Raw genomic sequence first — 25,983 nt, forward strand, 5'->3', positions numbered from 1 at the left:
GCCGCGCATTTGCGGCCAGGGCAGGCGGGCGTGCAAGGGCTTTGCGGTGTGCCCGCAAAAGCAAAATCCGCCAGGGCCTGCGCCCTGACGGATTTTTTGGGACTGTGGCGGCGCCGTGCGGCGCCGCCGTCGTCCTCAGTAGCGGTACTGCTCGCCCTTGAAGGGACCCTGCGCCGGCACGCCGATATAGCCGGCCTGCTGGGCGGAGAGCTTGGTCAGCTTGGCGCCGACCTTGGCCAGGTGCAGCGCGGCGACCTTCTCGTCCAGGTGCTTCGGCAGCACATAGACCTTCTTCTCGTACTTGCCCGGATTCGCCCAGAGCTCGATCTGCGCCAGCGTCTGGTTGGTGAAGGAGGCGGACATGACGAAGGAGGGGTGGCCCGTGGCATTGCCCAGGTTCACCAGCCGGCCCTCGGACAGCAGGATGATGCGCTTGCCGTCGGGGAACTCGATCTCATCGACCTGCGGCTTCACATTGTCCCACTTGTAGTTCTTCAGCGCGGCGACCTGAATTTCGCTGTCGAAGTGGCCGATGTTGCAGACGATGGCGCGGTGCTTCATGGCGCGCATGTGGTCGGCGGTGATGACGTCCACATTGCCGGTCGCGGTGACGAAGATGTCGGCCATCGGCGCGGCATCGTCCATCGTGACGACCTGGTAGCCTTCCATCGCCGCCTGCAGCGCGCAGATCGGATCGACTTCGGAGACCATGACGCGGCAGCCGGCATTGCGCAGGCTGGCGGCCGAACCCTTGCCCACGTCGCCGAAGCCCGCGACCATCGCGACCTTGCCGGCCATCATCACGTCGGTGCCACGGCGGATCGCGTCCACCAGGGATTCGCGGCAGCCATACAGGTTGTCGAACTTCGACTTGGTGACGCTGTCATTCACGTTGATCGCCGGGAACAGCAGCTTGCCTTCCTTGGCCATCACATACAGGCGGTGCACGCCGGTGGTGGTCTCCTCGGAGACGCCGACGATGGACTTCGCCAGCTCGGCGAACCAGCCGGGCTTCGTCTTCACCAGCTTCTTGATGAGGGCGTAGAAGACTTCCTCTTCCTCATTGGTCGGCTTCTCGAGGAAGGCGACGTCGCCCTGCTCGGCGCGCAGGCCGTAATGCACCAGCAGCGTCATGTCGCCGCCGTCATCGAGCAGCACGTTCGGCGTGCCGCCATCGCCCCACTCCAGTGTCTTCTGCACGTAGTCCCAGTATTCCGGCAGCGTCTCGCCCTTGATGGCGAAGACCGGCGTGCCGGCGGCGGCGATGGCGGCCGCGGCGTGGTCCTGGGTGGAGAAGATGTTGCAGGAGGACCAGCGGACATCGGCGCCGAGATGCTTCAGCGTCTCGATCAGCACCGCGGTCTGGATAGTCATGTGCAGGCAGCCGGCGACGCGGGCGCCCTTCAGCGGCTGGGCCTCGCCGTATTCGGCGCGCACGGCCATCAGGCCGGGCATCTCATCCTCGGCCATGTTGATTTCCTTGCGGCCCCAGGCTGCGAGGGAAAGGTCCTTGACGATGAAGTCCTGGCCGGCGGCGTCGGGCATGGGGAATCCTCTGATATTCGGCCTGGGGAAGAAACAAGATTGATTCGTCCCGGCCGCGCTTGCGGTCGTGATCTGGCCCGGCGTCTTAGCACCGGCATCTCCACCAGCCAAGATATTCGCATATCTATAAAGATATCTTTATATATCCAGGTAGCGGCAAAAAACTTGGCTATGCCGGTCGCGGGGTGGCGGCGATGTCCGCCGAGGCAGCCGCCAGCTCCTCCGGCACCGCCGCGATGCCCCTGCCGCGCAGCCAGGCGGAGAGGCGCGGATCGGCGGTGGCCACACATAGCGGCACGGCCAGGATCATCCCGGCCGTGAAGGGCAGCGCCAGCAGCAGCGCGGGCCAGGAGACCAGCGCGAAGCAGGCCGTCAGCAGCAGGCCCGTCACCGTATGCGGCCAGAGCAGCCGGGTGGCGTCGCGCCAGGACACGCCCCGGTCGGCCCGGTTCTGCGGCAGCCAGCCCGGCCGGGCGCCGAAGGGCAGCCGGGCCAGGAAGATCGCCTTGTTCAGGTTGGACAGGGGTTCGAACAACTGGGTGAACAGCAGTTCGGCCAGCGCCCCGCGGGCGAAGGCGGCGCGGCCGCCATGGCGGGCGGCGGCCTCGCCTTGGATCAGCACCTGCGCATAGCCCGCCAGCTTCGGCGCGAAGTAGCATAGCCAGTGCGCCAGGATGGCCAGGGCCAGCGCCCCCATCGGCGTGCCGGCGCCGCCGCCGGTCAGCCCATTCGCCGCCGCCAGCAGCAGGGCCAGCACGTAGAGCGGCGCGCCCAGGAACAGCAGGATCGCCTGCACCAGTTGCAGCCGCCCCAGCCAGGTCATCCCCGGCAGACGGAACAGCCAGAAATACTGCATGTTGCCTGCGCCCCAGCGTTCGTCGCGGCGCAGGAATTCCGGCAGGGCAGGGGGGTTGGCTTCCTGGCTGCCATCCTCTGCCGGCAGGCAGCGCACCGCCCAGCCGGCGGATTGCAGCCGCACCGATTCCACCATGTCGTGGCTCAGGATGCGGCTGCCATCGGGCAGCGCCTCCAGCTTCGCGTGATCCCGGAAGGGGGCGACCCGCAAAATGGCGTTGTGGCCCCAATAGGGGCCGGCATCCATCTGCCACCAGGCCTGGCCGGTCGCCCAGGCGCGCATGCCGGCGCGCATGCCGAACTGGAACAGCCGGGGAAAGGCGGCGGTGGCGGGCCGCCCGACGATGAGCTGCTGCACGATGCCGAGCCTGGGATCGGCCTCCATCACCGCGACCAGGCGCAGGATCGCCGCCGGGGTCATGACGCTGTCGGCGTCCAGCGTCACGAAGAATGCCTCCTCCGTCAGGTGATGGTCCAGCGCCTCCATCACATTGCCGGCCTTGTAGCCGGTGTTGTCGGCGCGGCGGCGGTAGCGGGCATTGGGGTGCGCGGCGAGGAAGGCCCGGATCGCCGCCTCCTCCGCCGCCACCGCCGCCGGGTCCTGGGTGTCGGAGAGCAGCCACAGGCGGAATCGGTCGCCGGCGCCGGCCTGTTCCAGGCCCTGCAGCAGCGTGGCGAGCGGCGGCAGCACGGCCTCCATCGGCTCGTTCCGCAGGCAGACCAGCAGGGCGGTCAGGGCCTTGGGGGGGCCGGGGCGCGCCTGGGCCAGGGCCGGCAGCACGGCGGCGGGCGGGTCGGCGGCGCGCAGCAGGATCACCAGCCCGACCAGGGAATTGGCCGCTGACAGCGCCGCCCAGGGCGTCGTCAGGACAACACAGGCCAGGATCGCCCATTCCAGCGCGCCGATGCCCCCGGGCGCCAGCGCCCGCCACAGCAACACCAGCAGCAATGCGGCCAGCGCCGCCACCAGCAGGGCGAAAAGGGACCGGCGGAGGACCGGCGATTCAGGGGACGATTCATGGGTCACCCGCCCCCCATGACGCCCGAAGATGGCGCGCTTACGGCGAGAGCGGCACGCCCGCCTGCGCCAGCCACAGCGCCGCCACCGAAACGCCAGTCCAGCCCATCGCCACCAGCCCCACCGGCCAGGCCCCGGCGCGGGTCAGCAGCCAGAATCCGGGCACCGCCTGCATGGCGTGGATGGCGAGGAAATGCGCCACCCGCAGGTCGCCGCCATCGCGCGACCAGAAGAACGGCGGAAAGCCCGGCATGCCGCTGCCGCCGACCAGCGGGCTGCCGGCGTTGCCCATGGCAAAGCCGGTGACGCCGCCCAGCACCCCGGCCACCAACAGTCCCAGCCCGACCGCCAGCCGCCAGGGCCGCGGCTGCGCCGCATCGCCGCGGGCCAGCACCAGCAGCCCGAGCAGCCCGGCCAACGCCACCAGCACCGTGGCGCCGATCCCCATCAGCGTGAACATGACCTGCCCGAGCGGATCGCCAGCAAAATGGCTCGGCAGGCCGGCGGCGGCGCGGAAGCTGATCCAGCCCTGTTCGAACAGGGCGGCCGCCAGCGTCCCCCACAGCACCAGCCCGGCCAGCGCACCCCGCCGCGCCGCGGGCGCCAGCACCCCCCATGCCCAGGCCAGGGTCCAGAACCAGGGGATGAAGGAGGCGGCGAATTTCGCCGGCTTGGTCCAGACGGAGACGCCGTAGATCTGCCGGGAGTCCACCGCCATGGCGGCCAGGCTGAGCAGCAGGCAGCCCAGCGCCACCCAGCCGGCCCAGGCCAGCGCCCGCTGCCGCCGGTGCAGCTCCGCGACAAGGGCGCTCATCGCCGCACCGCCCCCAAGGCGGCGCGCATCCCGAGAAACAGCAGCAGCCCGGCCGGCCCGGCCAGGAAGGTGGGCGGCAGGCAGAGGCGGACCAGCCAGGGGTTCATCCCCTCCGCCGCGCCACGCCGGCAGATCCAGGCGCCGAGAAACAGGTCGAAGGCCAGGTAATGCACCCAGCCGGCCAGCAACAGGCCCGGCGTGCGGAACAGCGCCGCCACCTCCGCCAGCGATCCGAAGCCGCCCTCCGCCCCGCCCCAATGCGAGGCCAGCAGCACGCTATAGAGCGCGGCCAGCAGCGCCGGGATGGCAAGGCCGGCGACAAGCCAGTTCGCCCAGCGTCGTCGCGGCGCCACCAGCAAAGCGAGCCAGCCGGCTATGGCGAGGCTGCCGGCGGCGGAGAAGATGGCTTCGAGCGTCATGGCGCGACCTCAAACTTGACGATGGTCAGTTTCTCGCAAGTCGATCTGACCATTGTCAAGTTCATTCGCGCGGCGCAGACTTACGCCCATGTCCGTCACCCCGAAGACCCGTGGCCGCCACCATCACGGCGACCTGCGTCGCGCCCTGCTGGATGCGGTGGCGGAGATCGTCCAGGAATCGGGGCCGGAGGCGGTCTCCCTGCGCGAATGCGCCCGCCGCGCCGGCGTCTCCCATTCCGCCGCCACGCCCCATTTCGGCGACAAGCGCGGGTTGATGACGGCCTTCGCCACGGAGAAATCGCTGCGCCTGCGCGCCGCGATGGAGGACGCGCTGGCCGCCCTGCCGCCCGGGGCCAGCCCGGCCGAGCGCCTGGCGGCCACCGGGCGCGGCTACATGGCCTTCGCGCGCCAGAACCCCGCGCATTTCCGGCTGATGTTCCGCACCGACCTGATCGACCCCGAGGACCCGGCCTGGTCCGAGGCCGCGCGCCGCGCGCGGGAACCGCTGGACGCGGCGATGCAGGCGGTCGCGCCGGCCGCCGACGCCCGCGCCCTGCGCGCGCGCATCGCTTTGGCCTGGGCCGGGGTGCATGGCTTCTGCACCCTGCGGGCGGAGGCCCCGCGCAGCGACCTCTGGCATCCCGAACCGCGCGGCGCGGAGGTGGAGGCCGATCTGCTCGCCTTGCTCGTCGCCGCCTGCCTGCCACCGGGTCCGGGGTGAGAACGGCCGGCTGATATCGGCGGACCGGTCTCTTGACCGGTCCGAGCGCCCGAACGGGCGCCGCGGCTTATGCCGCGAAGCCAAGGAAACCGTAGGTTTCCGCCCGGCGTTTGAGGGCGGCCCGGAGCGGTCACGCGATAGGGCCGTTGGTATGAGCCGCCTCCGGCCGCCGGGCCACCACCCCCTCGGTCCGCGCCCGCACCTCCGGCGGGGCGAGGCAGGTCGCCACGGACTCATGGCCCGGGGTGCCGGGGAAGGCCAAAACCTCGCGCGGCGGGCTGTGATTGGCGGGGCAGAGCAGGAGGGCCTCGCCTGGCCCCACCGCCTCCAGATCCAGCATGGCGCTCGATCGGGTCATCAGGAACAGCGGCCGCTCGGCCCGTGCGGTGCGGCGCAGATGCGCGGCCAGCGCCATCTGCGTCGCCTCGTCCAGCCCCTGTTCCACCATGTCGACGACCAGCGTGGCGGGTGCCTCCAGCGCCGCCAGCAGGGCGCGGAGCGCGGGCGAATCGCTGGCGCCCTCCTCGACCAGCCAGGCGAGGGCCGCCGCGATCCGCGCGGGATCAGCCTCCGCCACCCGCCGGTCGAGTCCCAGGAAGACCGCGCCGGGCACGGCCTCCGCCAGTCGCATCGCCAGCCTTGTCTTGCCGCTGCCCAGCGGGCCGATGATCCAGGTCAGCGGCCGGGCGGCGGGCCATTCGAAGGCCTCGCCGCCCCAGGGCCAGGGCAGGTCGAAGCGGATCGGCGGGGCCTGGGGCGCCAGCAGCGCCGCCACCTTGCCCGCACTCGGCACCCGCCCCTGGGCCAGCTCCGCCCGCAGCGCGCCGAGCCGGCCCACCGATTCGGCCAGCACGCCGATCCGCGCCTCCACCACCCGCTGATGCGCCGCCAGCGCCGGTTCCAGCCCGGCCGGATCGCCGCCCAGCACGCGCGCCACCTGCGCGAGACTCAGGCCGAGGCCGCGCAGCGCCACCACCTCCACCGCGCGGGCCATCTCGGCGGGGCCATAGGCGCGCCAGCCGGCGGCGGAACGTGCCGGCCGGATCAGCCCGCGCTGCTCATACAGCCGCAGCGCCTTGGCGGAGACACCCAGCCGGCGCGCGGCCTCGGCGGGGTTGAGAAAGCGGTCGGACGGACTCATGCGGCACCTTCAAGCAATGGACCGCCCACCTTATCCAGGCGGCCCCTTGGGCCGGGTCAAGCCCCATCCGCCCGCGCCAGGATCGCCGCCAGCGCCCGGCCGAGCTGCACCTGCGTATAGGGCTTGGCCAGCCGCGGCGGACCCTCCCCCTCTGCCCAGGGGCCGGCATGGCCGGTGGCGAGGATCACCGGCAGGCCGGGCCTTTCCCGCGCCAGGCGGGCGGCCAGCGCCGCCCCGGTCATGCCGGGCATGGCGTGGTCCGTCACCATCACGCGCGGCGCAATCCCTTCCGCCAGCAGCGCCAGCGCCGCATCGGCCGAATCGGCGGTGCGCACCTCATAGCCCAGGTCGGACAGCAGCGCGGCGGAGCTTTCCAGCACCATCGGCTCGTCATCCACCAGCAGCACCAGCCCGCTGCCACGCGGCGCCTCCACCTCCGCCCCCGCATCGGCGGCGCGCGGCGCCTCGGTGGAGACCGGCAGCCACAGTGTCGCCGTGGTGCCCTGGCGGGTGACGCTGTCGATCTGCAGCGCGCCGCCGGATTGCAGGGCCAGCCCATGCACCATGGACAGGCCGAGTCCCGTGCCCTGCCCGGGCCCCTTGGTGGAGAAGAAGGGCTCCACCGCCCGCGCCAGGGTGGCGGCATCCATGCCGTGGCCGGTATCGCGGACGGCGATGCGGAGATAGGCGCCGGGCGCCAGTGCCGCCGGCGCCTCCCCCCCGCCCGGGACCGTCCGCGCATCCAGCCGCACCGCGATCCGCCCGCCCTCCGGCATCGCGTCCCGCGCATTCACCACCAGGTTCATCAGCGCCAGTTCCAGGGCATGCGGATCGACCAGCGCCGGCGGCAGGCCGGGCGGCGCGGCAACCTCGATCCGCACCTGCGGCCCGGCGGAGCGGCCCAGCAGATCGCCAAGCCCGGCCAGGAGCTGGCCGAGATCCACCGCCTGGGGCTTCAGGTCCTGCCGCCGGGCGAAGGCCAGCAGCCGCTGGGTGAGCTGCGCGCCGCGTTCCGCCCCCAGCGCCGCGGCGTCCAGGTGGCGCAGCAGTTGCGGCGAGGCGGCCTCCCCCATGCGTTTCCGGGCCAGCGCCAGATTGCCCAGCACGGTCATCAGCAGGTTGTTGAAGTCATGCGCCACGCCGCCGGTCAGCCGGCCCAGCACCTCCATCTTCTGCGCCTCCAGCAGCTGCGCCTGGGCGGCCTTCAGGGGGGAGACATCGCGCGCCTCCGGCACCAGGAGGGAGACGATGCCATCCTCGTCCCGCACCGGCTTCACCGAGAAGTCGATCGCCAAAGCGGCGCCATCCGGGCGGCGCATCGCCAGTTCGCGGCGGACGAAATGGCCGGCCGCGGCCTGGGTGACGGCGTCGCGCACGGCGGCGCGAATGCCGGCCTCCTCCGGCCACCAGGGGGCGTCCCAATAGGGCCGGCCGATCACCTGGTCCGCCCGCACATCGGCCAGCCGCAGCATGGCGTCATTCGCCTCCAGCAGCGTGCCGTCGGGGGAGAGCAGGCCGATGAACTGGAAGGTGGCATCGAAGATGCCGCGGAAGCGTGCCTCCCCTTCCCGCAGCCGGGCATTGGCATCGGCCAGGGCGCCGGTGCGCTCCGCCACGCGGCGCTCCAGCGTGGCATTCGCCTCCGCCAGCGCCTCCGCCTTCTGCCGCCGGTCGGTGACATCGAGGGCGATGCCGAGCATCCGGCGCGGCTGGCCATCGACCCCGCGCCGCACCTCCGCCCGCACCGCGATCCACCGTTCCGGCTTGGGCGTGGCCCGTGCGGGGGCGCGTGCGGGGGGCCGTGCGGGGGCCAGTCGGAATTCGGCCTCCAGCGGCACCTCGCCCCGCACCGCCGCGGTCAGGGCCGCGGCCAGGCCCAGCCGGTCCTCCGCCAGCACGCCCCGCAGCGCGGCGCGCGCGGTGATGCGGCGGCGGGTGCGCAGGCCCCATTCGCCGAACACATCTCCGATCAGGGCCAGCCGGCCCTCCCGCAGGTCCCAGTCCCACAGCCCGATCCGCCCGGCCTGTTCGGCCAGCCGCAGCCGCGCCTCCCCCTCCTGCACCGAGGCGAGCAGTCCCTCCCGCTCCTCCAGCGCATCGGCCAGGGCGGCGCCGCGGGCTTCGGCTGCCTGCCGCGCCGTGCGTTCGCGGCGCAGCGCATGGCGCGCGACCAGGGCACAGAGCAGGGCGATACTGACCGCGCCCAGGAAGAACAGGCCATTGCGCCACAGGCGCTGATGGAAGGGCGCGAGCACCGCCGCGCGATCCAGCGCGACGGAGGCGACCAGCGGCATGTCGGGCGCGGCACGCCAGGCGAGCAGCCGGGGCGCGCCGGTCTGGTCCACCACCTCCCGCCTCCCGGCCGGGCCGGGCAGTGGCGCGCCGCCGGGATGCGTGGCGCCGATGGCCGAAAGCGGCCAGCGCATCATCATCGTGCCATCCGCGCGGTCGATCTGGAACAGGGCGGAGGGTGCGGGTGGCGGCAGGCCATCCAGGCGAATCATGTCCTCCGCCGCCACCGCCGCCAGCACGGCGCCCCGGAAGCCGCCATCCGGTCCGCGCAGAGGCTGCCCCCAGGCGACATGCCAGCCCTCCACCGGCGCGCCCTGCATCAGGCCGGACAGATGGCTTTCGGCGCCATCGCGCAGCGGCGCGAAATAGGGCTGGCCAGCCAGGCTCAGGCCGATGGCGTGGCCGCCGGGCGCGCTGGTGGCCACCAGCCTGCCCTGCGCATCCGTGATCCAGATCGCCCGCAACTCCGGCGCCCTGGCCGCCAGTTCCGCCAGCATGCCCCCCGCCGGGCCGCGCAGGGCCGCGAGGTCGCGCCCCTCCGCGAGCGGGGTGACGGAGGTGGCGCCCAGTTCGGCGATGCGCAGCAGCCGGTTGGCCTGGCGCGCCAGCAGCAGCGCGGTGCTGTCGGCTTCCGCCCAGCCCTGCTCCAGGGTCCCCCGGTGGTCGGCCAGGCTGGACGCCAGGAAAAGCCAGGCGGCGGCCAGCGTGAAGACGGCGGGGCTGAGCGCCCACCACAGCCCCATGCGCCCCTTACGCGCCACCCGATGTCCCGCGCCCGCCATAACAGCCTTTCGTCCAACCCTTCGCAGCATCGCATGCCGCGGCTATCCTGCGCCCGCCTACCCGTCCGGTCCGGCGCGCGGCCGCACGGGGAACCATATGGGGAACCATCCACCCGGCCCGGCGTCGGACACAGGGCTCCGCAAGGCAGTCTAGCGGAGACAGGGTGAAAAGTGTCCTGCGCCTGCGTTTCGTGGTGCTTCGCCCCGCACGCTTCGGGCAGGCCAGTCATCGGCCATACACCACCGGCCACGTCGGCGCCGGCAACGAGGGCGGCCAGCCCCGCGGAATACGAGGACGACAGGCATGACAGACTCCAAAGCAGCGGCCTGGGATGTGGTGGCGGGCCTGGCCCGGCGGCAGGATGCGGCGGCGATCCGCCCGCTGCTGGACTCCGACCCGGGGCGCGCCGCGCGCTTCGGCTTCCGCGCCGCCGGCCTGCTGCTCGACCTGTCCCGCACCTCCCTGACCGAGCCTGTCCTGGCGGCGCTGCTCGCCCTGGCCGAGGCCAGCGGCGTGACACGCTTCCGCGACGCCATGGCGGCCGGGGAGAAGGTGAACACCACCGAGGGCCGCGCCGCCCTGCACATGGCCCTGCGCGCCCCGGCCGGCGGCTTCCACACCGGCGGGCAGGATGCCTCCGCCGTCGTGCGCGGCACGCTGGATGCCATGGCAGGCTTCGTGCGCGGCGTGCATGAAGGAAGCATCCGCGGCGCAGGGGGCGACCGCTTCACCGATGTGGTGAATATCGGCATCGGCGGCTCCGACCTCGGCCCGGCCATGGTGACCCGGGCGCTGTGGCGCCACGGCATGCCGATGCGGGCGCACTACCTGGCCAATGTGGACGCCCATGCCTGGGAGGCACTGCGCCCCACGCTCGACCCGCGCCGCACTTTGGTGCTGGTGGCGTCGAAGACCTTCACGACGCAGGAGACGATGACCAACGCGCATCTGGTGCGCGGCTGGCTGGTGCAGGGGCTGGGCGAGGCGGCGGCGGCGCGGCACCTGGCGGCACTGTCCACCAACCTGCCGGCGACCGCCGCCTTCGGCATCGCGCCGGAACGCGTCTTCGGCTTCGAGGAATGGGTCGGCGGGCGGTTCAGCCTGTGGTCGGCGGTGGGGCTTTCCATCGCGCTCGCCTGCGGCATCGAGGCCTTCGCCGGTCTGCTGGCCGGCGCCCGGGCGATGGACGACCATTTCCTGGCCGCCCCGCCGGAGGCGAACCTGCCGCTGTTGCTGGCCGCGACCGAGGTCTGGCACGTCAACTTCCTGGGCTACCCGGCCCGCGCCGTGCTCCCCTATGACGAGCGCCTGTCACGCTTCGCCGCGCATCTCCAGCAGGTTGAGATGGAAAGCCTGGGCAAGCGGGTGACGCTGGACGGGCAGCCGGTGGCGCATGCCACGGGGCCGGTGGTGTTCGGCGAGCCGGGCACCAATGCGCAGCATTCCTTCCTCCAGCTCATCCACCAGGGCAGCACCCCGGTGCCGGTGGATTTCGTGCTGGTGGCACGCCCCGACCACGCCCATGCCGGCAGCCACCGAATCCTGCTGGCCAATGCCCTGGCCCAGGCGGAGGCGCTGGCGCTCGGGCGGACGGAGGCGGAGGCGCGGGCCGAGATGGCGCGTGGCGGGATGGATCAGGCCGCGATCGACCGGCTGGCGCCGCACCGGACCTTCCCGGGCAACCGCCCCAGCACCTCCATCCTGCTGCCGGCGCTGACACCGGCCAGCCTCGGCGCGCTGGTCGCCCTGTATGAGCACAAGGTGGCCTGCCTCGGCGCCTTCTGGGGCATCAACCCCTTCGACCAATGGGGGGTGGAGCTGGGCAAGCAGCTGGCCGGCGGCATCCTGCCCGCCCTGGCCGGCGACACCCCCGCCAGCGACGCCGCGACCGCCGCCATGGTGGCGGAAATCCGGCGCCTTCAGGCGGGGTAGCAGGTCAGATGCCGCCGCTGAGGTTGCGCAAGGCGTCATAGCCGACATTCAGGCCGCCCATGCGGAGCGTGACCACGCCCTGGTCGCGCACCGCGCCGGTGACCAGGCCGTTGACGGTGAAGCCCATGATCTCCGGCACGCCGTCCGGCGTGCGGCCACTGACCGTGACGCGGTAGGTGCCATCGGGCTGCTGCACGCCACGGCTGTTGGTGCCATCCCACTGCCAGGTGCTGGCACCGGTACCCAGCGTGACGTCGCTGCTGCGCACCAGGATGCCACTGGCATCGCGGATTTCGATGCGGGCGATGGTGGAGGTGCCGGCGGCGGGCAGGTTGACCTCGGCCAGGCCGGATTGCAGCGGCAGGCGGTCCGTCTCAACCGCCACGCGCCGGCCGACCAGGGCCGCGGCCTCGCCGAGCTGGCTGGCCTGCTGAAGCGCCAGAAGCTGCTGGAGGGTGCTGTTGGTGTTGATCTGCTGCTCGACGGTGGAGAACTGCACGAGCTGCTCGGTCAGCTTGTCCGCATCCATCGGCGAGGTCGGGTCCTGGTTCTGCAGCTGCGTGGTCAGCAGCTTCAGGAAGGTGTCGAGATCGCCCGAGAACCGGCTGGCGGAACTGGCCGCGGAGCCGACGGCGCTGCTGGTGGCTGAGTTGATGGAACCGCTCATGGTCTGGATGCTCCGTCAGACGGCAAGGTCGATGAGGCCGCGATGCGCCGAGGCTCGGCGCGCCGGCAAGGCGTGGACAGGGTCCTGAACCGCGGAGGTGGCGGCACGGCCCTGAGAAGCCTGGCGGGAGCCAGGCTCGGACTGGCCCTGCTGGGCACCGCCCTGGTTCGGGTTACCCTGGCTGAGGCTGAAGGACAGGGTCGGCGCGCGGCTGCCGAAGCCGGCATCGGCCAGCGCCCGCTCCAGCTCCCGCGAATCGCGTTGCAGCAGCGCCAGGGTTTCGGGGCGTTCCGCCATCACGCGGATGGCGGCCTCGCCCTGGCTGCGGTCGATCGCGACCTCCACCCGACCCAGATCGACCGGGTCGAGCGTCATGCGCAGGCTGGAATCCGGGCCGAGCGCCAGCGCCACGGCAAAGGGCGCCACCTGGCGCGCCGGCCAGGCGACATTGGCGGTGGCCGCGCGGAACGGCGCCGGGATGCGCGCGGGGGGTTCCACGGGCGGTGCCATGGGCGGGCTGGCCGGCGGTGGTGTGGCCAGGGGAAGGCTGGGGGAGGCCTCGGCCCGCGGCATGGCGGCCTCGCTCGTCAGGAATGTCTCGCGCGTCAGGGCGCGGCTGGCTTCGGCCGGCGTGGCGGATGCGGCAGGCCAGGTTGGGGCAGCCTCGCCAACGGTGGCCTCGGCGGCCGCCATGCCGGCGGGGGCAGCGGGAGCCTTCTCCGCCACGGGCGGTGGCGCGGTCGGCTCGGCGGCCGGGATCGTGGCGGCCTGTGGCGCGGCTGACGCCGCCTCGCGCGGCGCGGTCGGCAAGGTGACGGCCGCGTTGGCCGGCGGGACGACGGCGGCGGCAACCGGCGCGGCGGCGGGCGCCGGCGCCGCCGGGGGCGCAGCAGGGGCGGCCGTCGCGTCACCTAGTGCCGCGGCGGATGCTGGGGTCGAAGCCAAGTCGGCTGCCGGCCGCGCTGCGGCGACTGGCAGGGCGGCGGGCGGCAGGCCAGCCGCGGCCGTGGGCGGCGAAGCCGGGGACGGATCGGCGGGCCAGGACGTCGCGGGCAACCCGGGCGCGGCGGCCGGCACCACGGCGGGCGGTGCTGGCAGCGCGGCGGCGACCAGGCCGCGGCCCTCCGCCGCCAGCGGGGCTGTCGGTACGATGGCTGCCTCGGGGGTTGCCCCGGGGGCCGCGACGGGGGGCGGTGCCGCAGGCGTCGCCGCTCTCGCCGTAGCGGCGGCCATTCCAGCCGCCGGCAGGACCGGGGAGGTGGTGGAGGATGTGACGGAGGAGACGACGGCTGTCACCTGCATCTCGGAGGCGCCCGGCTCCGGCAGGGTCGGGGCGGTGCGTGACGCGGCGCGAGGGGCCGTCGGCATGGCCTGCGCCGTCCCCACGGGCTCGGTCGTTGCCAGCCCATCCGTCGCCCGGCTGGGCATCACGGAGTCGGCCCCCGCTGCCGGCGGGGTTGGCCCAGCCGAGGTTGACCCAGTCGAGGTTGGCACGTTCGAGGCTGGCGCCGGGCTGGCGATGGGCGCGCCGTTCGGCAGGCCTGGAGGTGCCGCCACATCCGCGGTCGTGCCGGTGGCGCCTGTCATGCTGGGCATGTCTGCGGCGACCGTCCCATCGGCCGGTGCCTCCGGAACAGCCGGCGAGAGCTGAGCGCCGAGGGGCGCCACCGGCACCCTGGCATCCCCCCTGGCGACGGGCATTGCCGGCGACGCGACAGCGGCCTGAACCTGCGCCGGCCCGGCTAAGGGTGCCTGCTGGGACGCGGACGGGGAGGCGGCGAGAGGGTTTGTCGGATCAGCGCTGGCGCGGTCCGGCGCGGGCGGCTGGCCGGGGACCGGCGGCGTTGCTGTCCCCGATGCGATCAGGGCGGCGTCCTGCATCCAGGCCGGGGCTTCGGCGACCGGGGCTTCGTCGATCGGCGCCTCTCCGGCCGTGGTCGCGGCCTCCGGCGCGTCAGTGGCCGCTTCCGGCACCGCCATCCCGACCAGTCCAGGGGCCGGGGGCAGGGGCGGCGGGATGTCGGTGGATGCGGTCCGCATTGCCGCCTTGGGTGATGCGGCCTGGGCTTCCGCCGGCCTGTCGTCGCCCGACGGCATGGCGCCCGTCAGCAACGGATCACCCGCCTCGTCCGACGGAGTCGCGCCATCGCCCGCCTGGCCACGGCCATCGATCTGCGCGGCGACCCGCACCGCCTGGCCCAACACCGACGCGAAGCCACGCGGGGCCTGCGCCGCGCCGCGCATGGCGGCGGGGCCGGGGCTGGCGGGGGCGGCGGGCTGGATCTCCATGGACGGGCTCTGGCTCCTGCAAGGGCGGCCACCCCGGGGCGGCCAGCCGACCATGGGCAACCGCCATGCCAGGGCCTTGCACCCCCGCACCCGGCAATCCGCGTCCCACGCCCGGCAGTATCTGCCGCCACCCGGCAGCGAACGCCGGCATCAGCCGCCTTCCGCCCTGGCACGGCGGTTGCGTTGAGCCCCGCGACCAACCTTCCCGCCCCTCTCCGGAGACACTATCGATGTCGTTGCTCGGCTCGATGAATACCGCGATCAGCGGCCTCACCGCCCAGGCCCGGGCGCTCGGCCATGTCTCGGACAACGTCGCCAACAGCCAGACTGTCGGCTTCAAGCGCGTGGATACGGATTTCACGAGCTGGCTCACCCGCTCCAACAGCCGGCTGCACATGCCCGGGTCGGTGGAGGCGCGGCCGGACTACACCAATACGGTGCAGGGCACGGTCTCCCAGAGTGAGAACCCGCTCTCGCTCGCCATTGCCGGCCAGGGCTTCTTCTCCGTCGCGCAGGCCCGCGGCGGCCAGGGCGCCAATGTCATCTTCGACGATCGCCAGTTCTACACCCGCGCCGGCGACTTCTCGATGGATCGCGACGGCTACATGGTGAACTCCTCCGGCTACTACCTGGAGGGCTGGCGTATCCAGCAGAATGGGGAGCCGGACCGCACGGCCCTGGCGCCGATCCGGATCAGCGAGCTGGTCTACAACCCGCAGCCCACCAGCGCGATCACCCTGGCCGCCAACCTGCCGGCGAATGTCGATGCCGTGGCCGCCGTGCCCGGCGCCGCGCCCTGGGCGCCAGCCGAGAATCCCGTCAGCAGCGTGATCCAGATCTTCGACGGGCTGGGCAACCAGCAGCAGGTGACACTCGACTGGTGGCGCCTGGATGCCGACACCTGGCGCCTGCGCATCACGCCGGAGAATGACACGTTGGCCCCGGCCGACGGCATCTTCGCCGATATCGACTTCGGCGGGCAGATCTCCGCCGGCCCGCCCCCCGTGAATGCGCCGCCCGGCACCATCTCCTCCATCACGCCGCTGAGCAGCACCACGGGACCTGCCTTGGCACCGACCGCGCTGGGCGATATCGCCTCGCTCGGCTTCCAGGTGGACTATGGCTACGGCCCGCAGGATGTCAGCATCGGCCTGGGCGGCTTCGGCATCGCCACCGGCCTGACCAGCTTCGGCGGCACCGAATACAGCGTGCGCGACCTGAGCCAGGACGGCGTGCCGCTCGGCTCCTATTCCGGCGTCACGGTGCGGGAGAATGGCGACGTCGCGGTGAACTACGACAACGGCCAGACCCGCGTCGTCGCCCGCGTGCCGATCGTCGCCTTCAACGATCCCGACAAACTCCAGCGCCTGGACGGCCAGGCCTTCATGCGCACGGTGGAAAGCGGCGAGGCGCGCGTGACGGATGTGGCGACCAATGGCGTCGGCAAGCTGGTCACCGGCTCCGTCGAGCGATCGAATGTCGATATCGCGGCCGAATTCTCCAAGCTGATCCTGGCCCAGCGCGCCTATACCTCCAACACCCGCATCGTGACTGCCAGCGACGAGATGCTGCAGGACACGATCAACATGAAGCGCTAGGCGATGCCGCGCGGCAGCCGGGCTGACCGGCCATGACGCTCGACCTCGCGCTCTCGGTCGCCACCAGTGGCCTGCGCCTGCTCGACCGCCAGATGGCGCGGGCGGCGGATGACATCGCCAATGCCGGCACCGCCGGCCACACCCGGAAAATCCTGGAAGGCAATGCGCTGACCGTGGCCGGCAACGGCCAGGGCGTGCGTGCCAATATCGTCACCCGGGACGTCGACCTCGCGGTGCAGGCGGCGCAGCAGCGCGCTGGCGGCGATGCGGCGGCGGCGGGGCTGCGGGTGCGACTGCTGGGCGGCATCGAGGCGGCGCATGGTTCGCCGGAGGCCGGCGACAGCCTCGGCGGGCTGATCTCCGACCTCCAGTCCAGCTTCATCGAGTTGCGCGAAGCGCCGGCCGACCCCGTGCGCCGCAGCGCCGTGGTGACGGCGGCGGAAACCGTGGCCGACCGGCTCAACGGCGTCTCCGACGCCATCGGCGCCGCGCGCCAGACGGCGCATGACACGCTGCGCGCGGAAGTCACCGCGCTGAACACCGGCCTGTCCGAAGTCGCCCGGCTGAACACCGAGATCAAGCGGGAGATCGCCGCCGGCCGCAGCACCGCGGCGCTGGAGGATGAGCGCGACCTGGTGATCGGCGGCATTGCCCAGTCGATCGACCTGTCCGTCATCCGCGCCAGCAGTGGCGAGGTGACGCTGGTGGCGCGCGGCGGCATGGTGCTGCCGCTTGTCCAGGGCAGCACGCCCTTTTCCATCGCCGATGCGACGGTGGGCGCGCAGGCCTTCCACGGCACGGGCGGCACGCTGCCCGGCGTGATGCTGAACGGCCGCGACGTGACCCGGCAGTTGGCCGGTGGCCGCATGGGCGCGGCGGTGGAACTGCGGGACGCGACCCTGCCGCGTCTGCAGGCGGAACTCGATCTGGCGGCCTCGCAGCTCGCCAGCCGTCTGGACGCCCAGGGGCTGACGCTGTTCACCGATACCGCCGGCACCGTGCCCGATCCGACGCAGCCCTATGCCGGCAGCGCGATGATCGGCTTCGCCGGCACCATCCGGGTGAATGCGGCCGTGGTGGCCGACCCGGCCCTGCTGCGCGACGGCACCCATACGGTGGTCGGCAGCCCCACCGGGCCGGGCGACTTCACGCCCAATCCGGCCGGCGGCCCCTCCGGCTTTTCCACCTTGCTGGACCGCGTGCTGGATTTCAGCTTCGGCGCGCAGCAGGCGGAAGGCGTGCCGCAGACGGGCTTCGCCACCGGCGGGCTCGGCCCGGATGGCACGCTGACCTCACCGCTGTCCGGGCTCGGCACGCTGGCGCAATACGGCGCCGCGCTGGTCGCCGAGCAGACCGGGCTGCGCGCCGCCGCCAGTGGCGCCGCCGAACGCGCCGGCAGCCTGCAGCAGATGCTGTCGGAACGGATCAACGAACGCTCCGGCGTCGATGTCGATGCCGAGGTGGCGGCGATGGTGCAGTTGCAGACCGCCTATGGCGTCAATGCGCGCGTCATCTCCACCATCCAGGCGATGTGGGACGCGCTGTTCGCCGCGGTGCGCTGAGAAGGGAGTTAGGCCATGTCGATCATCGGCAGCATCGGCAATCTCGCGGTGGACCAGGCGGTGCTGCGGTTGCGCCTGGACAACACCTTGCGCCAGCAGTCCACCGGGCAGAAATCGGAGGTCTATGGCGGGTTGGGGCCGGAGGCGCGGCGCGCCATCGATCTGCGGGGGGAGGTCGGGCGGCGCGAATCCTACGCCAATGCCGCCGACCGCGCGCTGGGCCGCGCCGCCGCCACCCAGACCGTGCTGAGCCGGCTGCACGACATCGCCGCCGAGTTGGGGGCGGAGGCGCTGCGTGCCCGCACCATGCTGGGCACCGGGGCGGAGGCCCTGGCCAAGACCGCGACCGCGGCGCTGGAGGAGGTGGCGGCGCTGCTGAACACCCGCCATGGCGGCGAATACCTGTTCGGCGGTTCCGACGTGGCCTCCCCCCCGGTGCCGAATGCCGCGGCCATCGCCACCAGCCCGATGGCCACCGCCATCGCCACCGCCGTGGCCGGGCTGGATGCGACCAATGGCGCGACGGTGATCGCCGATACGGTGACCGCGGCGACGGATGCCACCACCACCCCCTTCTCGCCCTTCATGGAAGGCGATGGCAGCACGGAGGCGGCGCGCGCCGTGCAGGTGGCGGATGGCGAGCGCGTGGCGATCGGCGTCTTTGCCAATCGCAACCCGGATGGCGAGCTGGCCGAGAGCTGGGGGCGCGAATTGATGCGCAATCTGGCGGTACTGGCCTCGGTGACGCCGGAACTGGCAGCGGAGGGTGGCGGCTGGGACGGGCTGCTGAACGGCGTCGCCGAATCGCTTGCCGGCGCGGCCACCGACCTGGCCAATGAACAGGCGGTGCTGGGCGCCGCCGAACAGCGAATCGAGCGGAGCCAGACGTGGCACAAGGACACCATGGTGGCCTTGCGCACCCAGCTCGGCACGCTGGAGGAGGTGGACCTGGCGCAGGCCTCGGCCGAGCTCGGCCAGTTGAAAAGCCGTCTGGAAGCCTCCTATGAGGCCACCGGCATGCTGTCCCGACTTTCGCTGGCGACGCTGCTGCGCTGACCATCACGGGCATGTCACCGCATCATGGACGCCCTTCAACCCTGGTTAACGCCGATACGCGATGATGCTGGGGCGTGGTGCGTTTCGCCAGGGCGGCGCGAGGCACTGGGCAAGCTCGAAGAAACGAGCCTGTGGCAAAGGCCATGGGTGGCGAAAAATTCGCGACGGTCGGCATGCGCCGGCGCCCCGGCATGGTGGGCCCACTACCCCCGCCATTCTGCCGAAAAATTTGGGAGACTGGCATGTCCACGTTGGTGCTCGAGATGCGGGCCGGCGAGTTGATGGTGGTGAATGGCGCCTCGCTGCGGTTCCGCAGCAGGACCCGTGTCGAGCTGGTCGCCAAGGCGCGGTTCCTGTTCGGCAAGCAGGTGATGTCGCCCGAAGGGGCGAATACGCCGTCGCGACGGATCTATTTCGCCCTGCAATGTGCCTATGTCGGGCCGGAGGAGGAGCGCGAGACGGCGATGGCCGATGCGCACCGCCTGGTGGCCGAATTCCAGGAGGCGACGACCTCCGACATGGCGCGACAGTTGCTCGAGCGGTCGCTGGCGCTGGCCGAGCAGGATGAATGGTACCAGGCACTGCGCCTGGTGCGGCATGTGATGCGGCACGAGGCGACCGTTCTGGGCCTGGATGCGCAGACCGGACTGCCGGCGGCGGCCGGGATCGCCGCGGCCGCGGCGGCGACGAAGGCCGCCAATCTGCGGCCGCATCTCGACTAGGTTTCTGCTTTTTTCATCGGCTTCGGGCCGCGGCTTTACCGCGGATTCACCAAAGCCGGTCAGAATGTTCAGGAAGCCCCATGGTTGGTGGGGCTCAAGGCCGGTGGGAATGTGCCGTGGCGGCATTGAAACACCGGTCCCGCGAACGGAAGGCAAAAAGCCACCCCGCACGCGGAACGTCGTTCAAAGGAGATGGGGACAATGTCCTCCGTCAACACTAATGCCGCCGCCATGGCGGCGATCCGCTCGCTGAACAATATCGGCAAGGAAATGGGCAAGACCCAGCAGCGGATCGAGACGAATCTGCGCATCAGCCGTGCCGATGACGACCCCGCCGTGTTCTCCATCGCGCAGAACATGCGCGCCGACCTGAACGGCATGACGGCGGTCAAGGACAGCCTGAAGTTCGGCAAGTCGGCGCTGACCGTGGCGCGCGACGCGGCGACGCAGATCTCCGACGAGCTGGGCCGCCTGAAGCAGACCATGACCCAGGGTCAGCAGCAGGGCCTGGATTCGGAGCAGATCAACAACCAGATCACCAATGCGTTGCAGAACATCGACGCCTTCGCGAAGTCGGCGACCTTCAACGGTGTGAATCTGCTGGCCAACGGCCTGACCGTGGATGGTGTGACCAATACCTCGGTCGACATCGTGCGCGACATCCAGGGCTCGGTGACCTCGGTGCAGGGCACGGACAGCACGGCCGCGGGCCTCAATATCCAGGGCCTCTCGGTCACCACCGCGGCCCGCACTGTCACCTTCGACGACACGCTGGCGCCGGCGAATGGCGAGGTGCTGACCGTCACCGTCAAGCGGGACCTGGACAACGATCCGACCACGGCTGACGAGGATGTCGACCTGGTCTTCGAATTCAGCGATGGCTCCGCCGCGCTCGGCACCACGCCGGACCCGAACACCCGCGTCTATGACGTGCAGTTCGAGGCGACGGACAGCCCGCTGACCCGCGTGACCGCGCTGATCACCCGGATGAAGGAAGCCGGGCTGGATGCGGGGCTGAACAGCAGTGGTGAGCTGTATATCCGCGGCGCATCGGAGGATGTGACCACCGACATCACCGGCGCCACGGTGGAAGCCGCGCCGGCGGACGGCACGGGCCAGAAGGAAGCGATCGCCCTGGTGGAAGGCGCAATCGACCTGATGGGCACGCGGCTGGCCAATCTTGGCGCCAATATCCGCCAGGTCGATGGTCTGACCACCTTCACCACGCAGCTCAACGACTCGATCAAGGAAGGCCTCGGCGCGCTCGTCGATGCCGACCTGGCGGAGGAAAGCGCGCGACTGACCAGCCTGCAGACCAAGCAGCAGTTGGCCACGCAGTCGCTGTCCATCGCCAATGAGCAGAGCCAGTCGCTGCTGAGCCTGTTCCGCTAAACCCAGACGGGCACGTCGGCCATGGCGCCGGCGTGCCCGATCCCCATACCCCGCCGGAGGATCCATGAGCGTCGCGCGCTACGCCGCCACCCAGAACGCCACCGCATCCCCGCGCGAGATCGAACTGCGCGCCTTTCGTTATGTGAACGGGTTGCTGGCCGTGGCCAGCGGCACGCGGGCCCGCGCCATCGCGCTGGAAAAGGCGCATCGCCTCTGGTCCATCCTGATCAACGACCTCGGCTCACCCGGCAACAAGCTGCCGGCGGAGCTGCGCGGCAACCTGGTCTCACTGGGCCTTTGGGCGCAGCGGGAGACGGATCTGCGGCTGGATGACGGTGGCAGCCTGGAACCGCTGATGGCCCTGCACCGCGACATGATCGAGGCATTGGAAGCGCAGCGTGGCCTGGCCCCGCCGCCCGCCGCGCTGCACGCCCCGCCGATGGCCGCCTTCACCAGCCGGGTCGCCTGAGATGCTGCCGGGCCTCGGGCCCCTGCTGGCCCTGACCATCGCCCAGCGCGACGGCAGCGGACTTCAGGCGCGCTTCGCGGCCCGCAAGGACAATGAGGCGGCGATGACCCGCTTCAAGGAAGCCGCCAGCGTCCACAAGGACGTCGAGTCACTGCTGAAGGACCGGCGCACGCTGCAGGTGGTGCTGGAGGCCTTCCAGCTTGAGGGCGAGATCGACAAGCGCGGCATCCTGCGCAAGATCCTCACCGAAGACCCGGCCGCCGAGGGCAGTCTGGCCAACAAGCTGACCGATCGCCGTTGGCGCGAACTGGCGAAGGCCTTCGCCCAGCGCGAGACCTCCGACCTCACCACGACCCAGGTCGCCGCGCTGGCGACGACCGAAGTGCAGGCCATGTCGCTCGCCAAGGTCGCCGGGCTGACGGCGGAGCAGGTGACCTCGCTCGGCACCGCCCAGGTGCGGGCGCTCAGCACCGGCCAGCTCCAGGCGCTCGGCACCACCGGCATCGCGGCGCTGGACGCGGCGGATGTGAAGGCGCTGGAGGCGGACCAGGTGGCGGCGCTGCGACCCTCCCAGCTCGCGGCGCTCTCAACCCAGCAGATCGCGGCGATCGATGCCGAGGACATGGGCGGCATCGGCGTGGCGCAGATGCGCGCCTTGGCGACGACGCAACTCGCGGCCCTGTCGACCAGCCAGCTTGCCGCGCTGGGCACGGAACAGCTTGCCGCCCTGTCGCAGAGCCAGGCGCGGGCGCTTTCCGCGGAACAGCGGGCGGCGCTCAGCACGTCCCAGACCCGCGCGCTCGCCACCTCCGGCCTGCCCACCTCGGCGGAGGAAGCGGCGGCGGCGGCGCTGGAACAGACCTCCCCCTTCGCCGACCCGGCGTTGCTGGAGCGGCTGGTCGAGGATGCGATGACCAATCGCTACGAGAAGGCGATGGGCAGCGCGAATGCGGGGCTGCGGGAGGCGCTGTATTTTATCCGCAACGCGTCCAAGATCACCACCATCGCGGAGCTGATGACCGACAAGGCGATGACGACGGTGGTGCGCGGCGCGATCGGCCTGCCGGACAGCTTCGGCCTTTTGGAGTTCGACCAGCAGAAATCCCTGCTGACGCGGCGCGTGAAGCTGGAGGATCTGCAGGATCCGAAGGCGGTGGCGAAGATGGCGCAGCGCTACCTGGTGCTGGCCGCGCCGGCGCAGACCAACAACAACCCGGTGCTGTCGCTGTTCAGCGGCGGCGGCGCCTCGCTCAACAGCCTGATCGGCAGCAGCCTTTCGCTGAACGTCTGAGCTTGGCGGGCTTGGGTGGCGCGGCACCGTTCTGCGGTGCGCGGGCAGCCTTGCGGCTGCGCGCCTTGATGTTCAAGGCAAACTCGAGCGCCGAACCGGTGAACCCCAGGGAAAAGAATGGTGCCGACACCCGGGATTGAACCGGGGACCTACTGATTACGAATCAGTTGCTCTACCGCTGAGCTATGTCGGCGCACCATCAGCGCGGCCCTATAGCCCCCCGCGCGCCGCCGGACAACCCGCTTCCGAACCCTCCGATGACCAACAGGTCCAGGCCTGCTAGACTCCCGCCAGATGCGCCGGCTTATCCTCCTCCTCATCCTCCTGCTCGCCGGGGGAATCGCGGCCTGGCTGCGGTATGGCCTGCCGCCGCGCGTCACCATCGCGCTGGCCAGCCAGGGCACGGCGCTGGAGGCGGTCTATGCCACGGGCGCGGTCGAACCCGTCCACTGGGCCCGCATCGGCCCCGCCACCCGCGCCCGGCTGACAGAGGTGCTGGTGGAGGAAGGCGAACGGGTCACCGAAGGCCAGGCCATGGCCCGGCTCGATGACCGCCAGGCCCGTTCCATGGCCACGGAAGCCGAGGCCCGCGCCCGTTTCGCGGTGGAGGACCTGGCCCGCACCCGCACCCTGGTCGCCCGCGACATCACCGCCCGCACCAGCCTGGAACGCGCCGAGCGCGATGCCCAGGCTGCCCGCGCATCGGCCGATGCCGCGATGCAGCGCCTGGACGACTACGTGGTGCGCGCGCCGACCAGCGGCATCGTGCTGCGCCGGGATGCCGAGGTGGGGGAGGTGGTGGACACCCCCGCCTCCCTGTTCTGGGTCGGCGAGCCGCGCCCGCTGCGCCTGACGGCGGAGGTGGACGAGGAAGACATCGCCCGCATCGCCGTGGGCCAGCGCGCCTTGCTGCGCGCCGATGCCTTCCCCGGCCGCGCCATGACCGCGGAGGTGGCGCAGATCACGCCGAAGGGCGACACCGTCCGCAAGGCCTATCGCGTGCGCCTGACCCTGCCGGACGACACGCCCCTGCTGGTCGGCATGACGGTGGAGGCCAATATCGTGCTCCGGGAAACGCCGGATGCCGTGCTGGTGCCACCCGGCGCCGTGGTGCTGCCCCCCGCGACCCGCGATGCCTCCCCCACCGCCCCCCCGGCCACGCCCCCCGGCGCCACCCGCCGCGCCCATCTCTGGGTGGTGGAGAAGGAGGTGGCGCGGCGGCGGGAGGTGGAGATCGGCGTGCAGGCGCCCCGCAGCATCGAAATCCGCCGCGGCCTGACGGCCGGGGAGGCGGTGGTGCTGGACCCGCCGGAAGGCCTCACGGATGGAACGCCGGTGCGGCTTGAAACGCGCCCGCAGCCATGAGGCTGCTGCTGGACCTCGCGCGGGGCATGCTGACGCGGCGGCTGCGGCAGACGCTGGTCTCGGTCACCGGCATCGCGCTCGGCGTCGCCTTCTTCATCGCCACCGCCGCCATCATGCGCGGCTTCCAGACCTATTTCGTCACCCAGATCATCGACGTCTCGCCCCACATCACGATCAAGGACGAAACCCGCCGCCCCTTCGCCCAGGCGGCGGAACTCGCTTTTCCGGACGGCGCCGTGCTGGTGCACGGCATCAAGCCGCGCGACCGCGTGCGCGGAATCCGGGAGCCGGTGCGCAAGGTGGCGATCCTGGAGGCGATGGAGGGCGTCGCCGCCGCCCCGGTGCTGCAGGGCCAGGCCCTGCTGCGCTACGGATCGCGCGACGTCTCCGCCGTGCTGACGGGGCTGGAGCCGGAGCGGCACCGCCGCGTCTCCAATATCGAGAAGGACATGATTTCGGGCCGGCTGGAGGATCTGCGCCGCGCCGCCAACGGGATCATATTGGGGGAGGCTCTGGCCTGGCGGCTGGGCGTCGGGATGGGCGACACGCTCTCGGCCGTCGCGCCCAGCGGCACGGTGCTGTCGATGAAGGTGGTGGGGCTGTTTCGCACCGGCCTGCAGGGCGTGGACCAGGGCCATGCCTTCGCCCTGCTGAAGGTGGCGCAGGTGCTGGCGGACCGGCCGAATGTGGTGAACCAGATCCTGGTCCGGCTGGCGGATGTCACCCAGGCCGAACCTCTGGCCCGGCAGATCGAGGCCCGCTTCGGCGACCGGACCGAAAGCTGGGAGGAGCAGAGCGCCAATATCCTCACCGTCTTCGTCATCCAGAACGCCATCATGTTCTCCGTCACCGGCGCCATCCTGCTGGTCGCCGCCTTCGGCATCTACAACGTGATCTCGACGGTGGTGATCGAGAAGACGCGCGACATCGCCATCCTCAAGTCGCTGGGCTTTACGGAAGGCGACATCCAGCTGCTGTTCCTGGTGCAGGGCATCGTCGCGGGGCTGCTCGGCGCCTTGGTCGGCTGCCTGCTGGGGGCGCTGATGATCGAGGGGCTGGCCCTGATCCGCTTCGGCACGGATACCCCCTCCGGCCAGGGGCAGTTCCTGCTGGACCGGGATTTTCGGGTGTATCTGATGGCCAGCCTGTTCGCCCTGGTCGCCGCGGCGGTCGCCTCCGTCATGCCGGCCCGCCGCGCCAGCCGGCTCGATCCCGTGCAGGTGGTGCGAGGCGCGGCGTGATCCTTATAGCTGCCCTCAGACGGCGGGCGCGGCCTCCGGCCGCTTGCCTTGCGCGCCATTGGGCGCGGCGGCCATTCGGCCGCTCGGCCGGCGATAGCCGCCGGCCGCGGCGGACGAAGTGACGCCCCTGCTGGAGGTCCGGAACGTGACGCGCCGCCTGCCGGAAGGGGCGGTGCTGGTGCGGGATGTGTCGCTGGCGCTGCGGGCCGGGGAGTTCATGGCCGTCACCGGCCCCTCCGGCTCCGGCAAATCCTCCCTGCTCTACCTGCTCGGCCTGCTGGACCGGCCGAGCAGCGGGGAGGTGCTGCTGGAGGGCCAGGACACCGCCCGGTTGCCGGCGTCCGATCTGGCGGCGCTGCGGCTGGCGAAGCTGGGCTTCGTCTTCCAGTTCCACTTCCTGCTGCCGGAATTCACCGCCCTGGACAATGTGCTGATCCCCATCCGCCGGCTGGGCCGCCTGCATGGCGGGGCGGCGCGGGACCGGGCGATGGGGCTGCTGGAGGCCTTCGGCCTCGCCGACGCGCACCAGAAACTGCCGGAACAGCTTTCGGGCGGCATGCGCCAGCGCTGCGCCATCGCCCGGGCGCTGGCCAATGACCCGGCGCTGATCCTGGCCGACGAGCCGACCGGCAATCTCGACAGCGCCAATGCCGCCGCCGTCTTCGATATTTTTGAGAGACTGGTGCGGGAGGAAGGGCGTGCGGTGGTCGTCGTCACCCACGACCCTGTCCTGGCCCAGCGCGCCACGCGGCAGTTGCGGCTGGTGGATGGGGTGATCGTCGAGGATACGGGGCGGGGCTGAGCCGCCCCG

Annotated in this window: 20 protein-coding genes and 1 tRNA gene; 12 read left to right on the forward strand and 9 right to left on the reverse strand. The window is 71.7% G+C overall.

Features of this window, described 5'->3' with window-relative positions:
- Positions 1-135: 135 nt before the first annotated feature.
- The 4 genes from ahcY to JJQ90_RS22020 all read right to left on the reverse strand — a co-directional run bounded on the left by ahcY (position 136) and on the right by JJQ90_RS22020 (position 4,651).
- Complete coding sequence (ahcY, locus tag JJQ90_RS22005) at positions 136-1,545, reverse strand: adenosylhomocysteinase (RefSeq protein WP_216878416.1); 1,410 nt, start codon at positions 1,543-1,545, stop codon at positions 136-138.
- 169 nt (positions 1,546-1,714) lie between these two features.
- Positions 1,715-3,427 carry a glucans biosynthesis glucosyltransferase MdoH gene (mdoH, locus tag JJQ90_RS22010; RefSeq protein ID WP_216878417.1) on the reverse strand — a complete coding sequence of 571 codons (1,713 nt, stop codon included), beginning with the start codon at positions 3,425-3,427 and terminating at the stop codon, positions 1,715-1,717.
- Positions 3,428-3,458: 31 nt separating this feature from the next.
- On the reverse strand, positions 3,459-4,232 hold the full coding sequence (locus tag JJQ90_RS22015) for a hypothetical protein (protein ID WP_216878418.1): 774 nt from the start codon (positions 4,230-4,232) through the stop codon (positions 3,459-3,461).
- A complete protein-coding gene (locus JJQ90_RS22020) occupies positions 4,229-4,651 on the reverse strand; it encodes an ABA4-like family protein (protein WP_216878419.1) in 423 nt (140 codons plus the stop codon). Before JJQ90_RS22020 ends, JJQ90_RS22015 begins: the two co-directional genes overlap by 4 nt.
- An 88-nt stretch (positions 4,652-4,739) precedes the next feature.
- On the opposite strand from JJQ90_RS22020, the gene JJQ90_RS22025 reads away from it, so the two are divergent.
- Positions 4,740-5,372, forward strand: a complete 633-nt coding sequence (locus tag JJQ90_RS22025; RefSeq protein WP_216878420.1) for a TetR/AcrR family transcriptional regulator — start codon at positions 4,740-4,742, stop codon at positions 5,370-5,372.
- 130 nt (positions 5,373-5,502) lie between these two features.
- Here JJQ90_RS22025 and JJQ90_RS22030 read toward each other — a convergent pair whose 3' ends face one another.
- Together JJQ90_RS22030 and JJQ90_RS27540 are read right to left on the reverse strand one after the other, a co-directional pair.
- Positions 5,503-6,513, reverse strand: coding sequence for a MerR family transcriptional regulator (locus tag JJQ90_RS22030; RefSeq protein ID WP_216878421.1), 1,011 nt, complete (start codon positions 6,511-6,513; stop codon positions 5,503-5,505).
- Positions 6,514-6,569: 56 nt separating this feature from the next.
- Positions 6,570-9,566, reverse strand: coding sequence for an ATP-binding protein (locus tag JJQ90_RS27540; RefSeq protein WP_216878422.1), 2,997 nt, complete (start codon positions 9,564-9,566; stop codon positions 6,570-6,572).
- A gap of 325 nt (positions 9,567-9,891) precedes the next feature.
- Here JJQ90_RS27540 and pgi point away from each other — a divergent pair, with 325 nt between their 5' ends.
- Positions 9,892-11,520, forward strand: coding sequence for a glucose-6-phosphate isomerase (gene pgi / locus JJQ90_RS22040; RefSeq protein ID WP_216878423.1), 1,629 nt, complete (start codon positions 9,892-9,894; stop codon positions 11,518-11,520).
- A gap of 4 nt (positions 11,521-11,524) precedes the next feature.
- Here the strand turns inward: pgi and JJQ90_RS22045 are convergent, their stop codons facing one another.
- Entirely contained in the window at positions 11,525-12,187 is a 663-nt protein-coding gene (locus JJQ90_RS22045; protein ID WP_216878424.1) for a flagellar hook assembly protein FlgD, read from the reverse strand.
- A 15-nt stretch (positions 12,188-12,202) separates the two neighbouring features.
- A complete protein-coding gene (locus JJQ90_RS22050) occupies positions 12,203-14,476 on the reverse strand; it encodes a flagellar hook-length control protein FliK (RefSeq protein WP_216878425.1) in 2,274 nt (757 codons plus the stop codon).
- Positions 14,477-14,706: 230 nt separating this feature from the next.
- On the opposite strand from JJQ90_RS22050, the gene JJQ90_RS22055 reads away from it, so the two are divergent.
- The 7 genes from JJQ90_RS22055 to JJQ90_RS22085 all read left to right on the forward strand — a co-directional run bounded on the left by JJQ90_RS22055 (position 14,707) and on the right by JJQ90_RS22085 (position 22,566).
- Complete coding sequence (locus tag JJQ90_RS22055) at positions 14,707-16,074, forward strand: flagellar hook protein FlgE (protein WP_216878426.1); 1,368 nt, start codon at positions 14,707-14,709, stop codon at positions 16,072-16,074.
- Positions 16,075-16,106: 32 nt separating this feature from the next.
- Positions 16,107-17,636, forward strand: coding sequence for a flagellar hook-associated protein FlgK (locus tag JJQ90_RS22060; RefSeq protein WP_216878427.1), 1,530 nt, complete (start codon positions 16,107-16,109; stop codon positions 17,634-17,636).
- Positions 17,637-17,651: 15 nt separating this feature from the next.
- Positions 17,652-18,692 carry a flagellin gene (locus JJQ90_RS22065; protein ID WP_216878428.1) on the forward strand — a complete coding sequence of 347 codons (1,041 nt, stop codon included), beginning with the start codon at positions 17,652-17,654 and terminating at the stop codon, positions 18,690-18,692.
- A 242-nt stretch (positions 18,693-18,934) separates the two neighbouring features.
- The gene (locus JJQ90_RS22070) at positions 18,935-19,414 is read left to right on the forward strand and encodes a flagellar biosynthesis repressor FlbT (RefSeq protein WP_216878429.1); all 480 of its coding nucleotides are present in this window, start codon (positions 18,935-18,937) and stop codon (positions 19,412-19,414) included.
- 201 nt (positions 19,415-19,615) lie between these two features.
- Positions 19,616-20,806: a flagellin gene (locus JJQ90_RS22075; RefSeq protein ID WP_216878430.1), complete on the forward strand. Its 1,191-nt coding sequence runs from the start codon at positions 19,616-19,618 to the stop codon at positions 20,804-20,806.
- A gap of 64 nt (positions 20,807-20,870) precedes the next feature.
- Positions 20,871-21,275, forward strand: coding sequence for a flagellar biosynthesis regulator FlaF (locus JJQ90_RS22080; protein WP_216878431.1), 405 nt, complete (start codon positions 20,871-20,873; stop codon positions 21,273-21,275).
- A gap of 1 nt (position 21,276) precedes the next feature.
- Entirely contained in the window at positions 21,277-22,566 is a 1,290-nt protein-coding gene (locus JJQ90_RS22085; protein ID WP_216878432.1) for a DUF1217 domain-containing protein, read from the forward strand.
- A gap of 118 nt (positions 22,567-22,684) precedes the next feature.
- On the opposite strand, the gene JJQ90_RS22090 is transcribed toward JJQ90_RS22085, so the two are convergent.
- Positions 22,685-22,759, reverse strand: a tRNA-Thr gene (locus JJQ90_RS22090).
- A 101-nt stretch (positions 22,760-22,860) separates the two neighbouring features.
- Between JJQ90_RS22090 and JJQ90_RS22095 the strand changes: the two genes are divergently transcribed.
- From JJQ90_RS22095 to JJQ90_RS22105, 3 genes are all read left to right on the forward strand, one after another.
- Positions 22,861-23,931, forward strand: coding sequence for an efflux RND transporter periplasmic adaptor subunit (locus tag JJQ90_RS22095; protein ID WP_216878433.1), 1,071 nt, complete (start codon positions 22,861-22,863; stop codon positions 23,929-23,931).
- Complete coding sequence (locus JJQ90_RS22100) at positions 23,928-25,172, forward strand: ABC transporter permease (RefSeq protein WP_216878434.1); 1,245 nt, start codon at positions 23,928-23,930, stop codon at positions 25,170-25,172. The genes JJQ90_RS22095 and JJQ90_RS22100 overlap by 4 nt, the downstream gene beginning before the upstream one ends.
- A 145-nt stretch (positions 25,173-25,317) precedes the next feature.
- On the forward strand, positions 25,318-25,974 hold the full coding sequence (locus JJQ90_RS22105; protein WP_329959497.1) for an ABC transporter ATP-binding protein: 657 nt from the start codon (positions 25,318-25,320) through the stop codon (positions 25,972-25,974).
- Positions 25,975-25,983 lie beyond the last annotated feature (9 nt).

This window comes from Falsiroseomonas oleicola, from assembly GCF_019029495.1.
GTDB classification, from domain to species: domain Bacteria; phylum Pseudomonadota; class Alphaproteobacteria; order Acetobacterales; family Acetobacteraceae; genus Falsiroseomonas; species Falsiroseomonas oleicola.

Coding starts and splice junctions, on each gene's coding strand:
- pgi (WP_216878423.1), top strand. CDS start 9,892: ATGACAGACTCCAAAGCAGCGGCCTGGGATGTGGTGGCGGGCCTGGCC.
- JJQ90_RS22075 (WP_216878430.1), top strand. CDS start 19,616: ATGTCCTCCGTCAACACTAATGCCGCCGCCATGGCGGCGATCCGCTCG.
- JJQ90_RS22060 (WP_216878427.1), top strand. CDS start 16,107: ATGACGCTCGACCTCGCGCTCTCGGTCGCCACCAGTGGCCTGCGCCTG.
- JJQ90_RS22015 (WP_216878418.1), bottom strand. CDS start 4,232: ATGAGCGCCCTTGTCGCGGAGCTGCACCGGCGGCAGCGGGCGCTGGCC.
- JJQ90_RS22065 (WP_216878428.1), top strand. CDS start 17,652: ATGTCGATCATCGGCAGCATCGGCAATCTCGCGGTGGACCAGGCGGTG.
- JJQ90_RS22025 (WP_216878420.1), top strand. CDS start 4,740: ATGTCCGTCACCCCGAAGACCCGTGGCCGCCACCATCACGGCGACCTG.
- ahcY (WP_216878416.1), bottom strand. CDS start 1,545: ATGCCCGACGCCGCCGGCCAGGACTTCATCGTCAAGGACCTTTCCCTC.
- JJQ90_RS22055 (WP_216878426.1), top strand. CDS start 14,707: ATGTCGTTGCTCGGCTCGATGAATACCGCGATCAGCGGCCTCACCGCC.
- JJQ90_RS22070 (WP_216878429.1), top strand. CDS start 18,935: ATGTCCACGTTGGTGCTCGAGATGCGGGCCGGCGAGTTGATGGTGGTG.
- JJQ90_RS22050 (WP_216878425.1), bottom strand. CDS start 14,476: ATGGAGATCCAGCCCGCCGCCCCCGCCAGCCCCGGCCCCGCCGCCATG.
- JJQ90_RS22085 (WP_216878432.1), top strand. CDS start 21,277: ATGCTGCCGGGCCTCGGGCCCCTGCTGGCCCTGACCATCGCCCAGCGC.
- JJQ90_RS22020 (WP_216878419.1), bottom strand. CDS start 4,651: ATGACGCTCGAAGCCATCTTCTCCGCCGCCGGCAGCCTCGCCATAGCC.
- JJQ90_RS22080 (WP_216878431.1), top strand. CDS start 20,871: ATGAGCGTCGCGCGCTACGCCGCCACCCAGAACGCCACCGCATCCCCG.
- JJQ90_RS22030 (WP_216878421.1), bottom strand. CDS start 6,513: ATGAGTCCGTCCGACCGCTTTCTCAACCCCGCCGAGGCCGCGCGCCGG.
- JJQ90_RS22045 (WP_216878424.1), bottom strand. CDS start 12,187: ATGAGCGGTTCCATCAACTCAGCCACCAGCAGCGCCGTCGGCTCCGCG.
- JJQ90_RS22095 (WP_216878433.1), top strand. CDS start 22,861: ATGCGCCGGCTTATCCTCCTCCTCATCCTCCTGCTCGCCGGGGGAATC.
- JJQ90_RS22100 (WP_216878434.1), top strand. CDS start 23,928: ATGAGGCTGCTGCTGGACCTCGCGCGGGGCATGCTGACGCGGCGGCTG.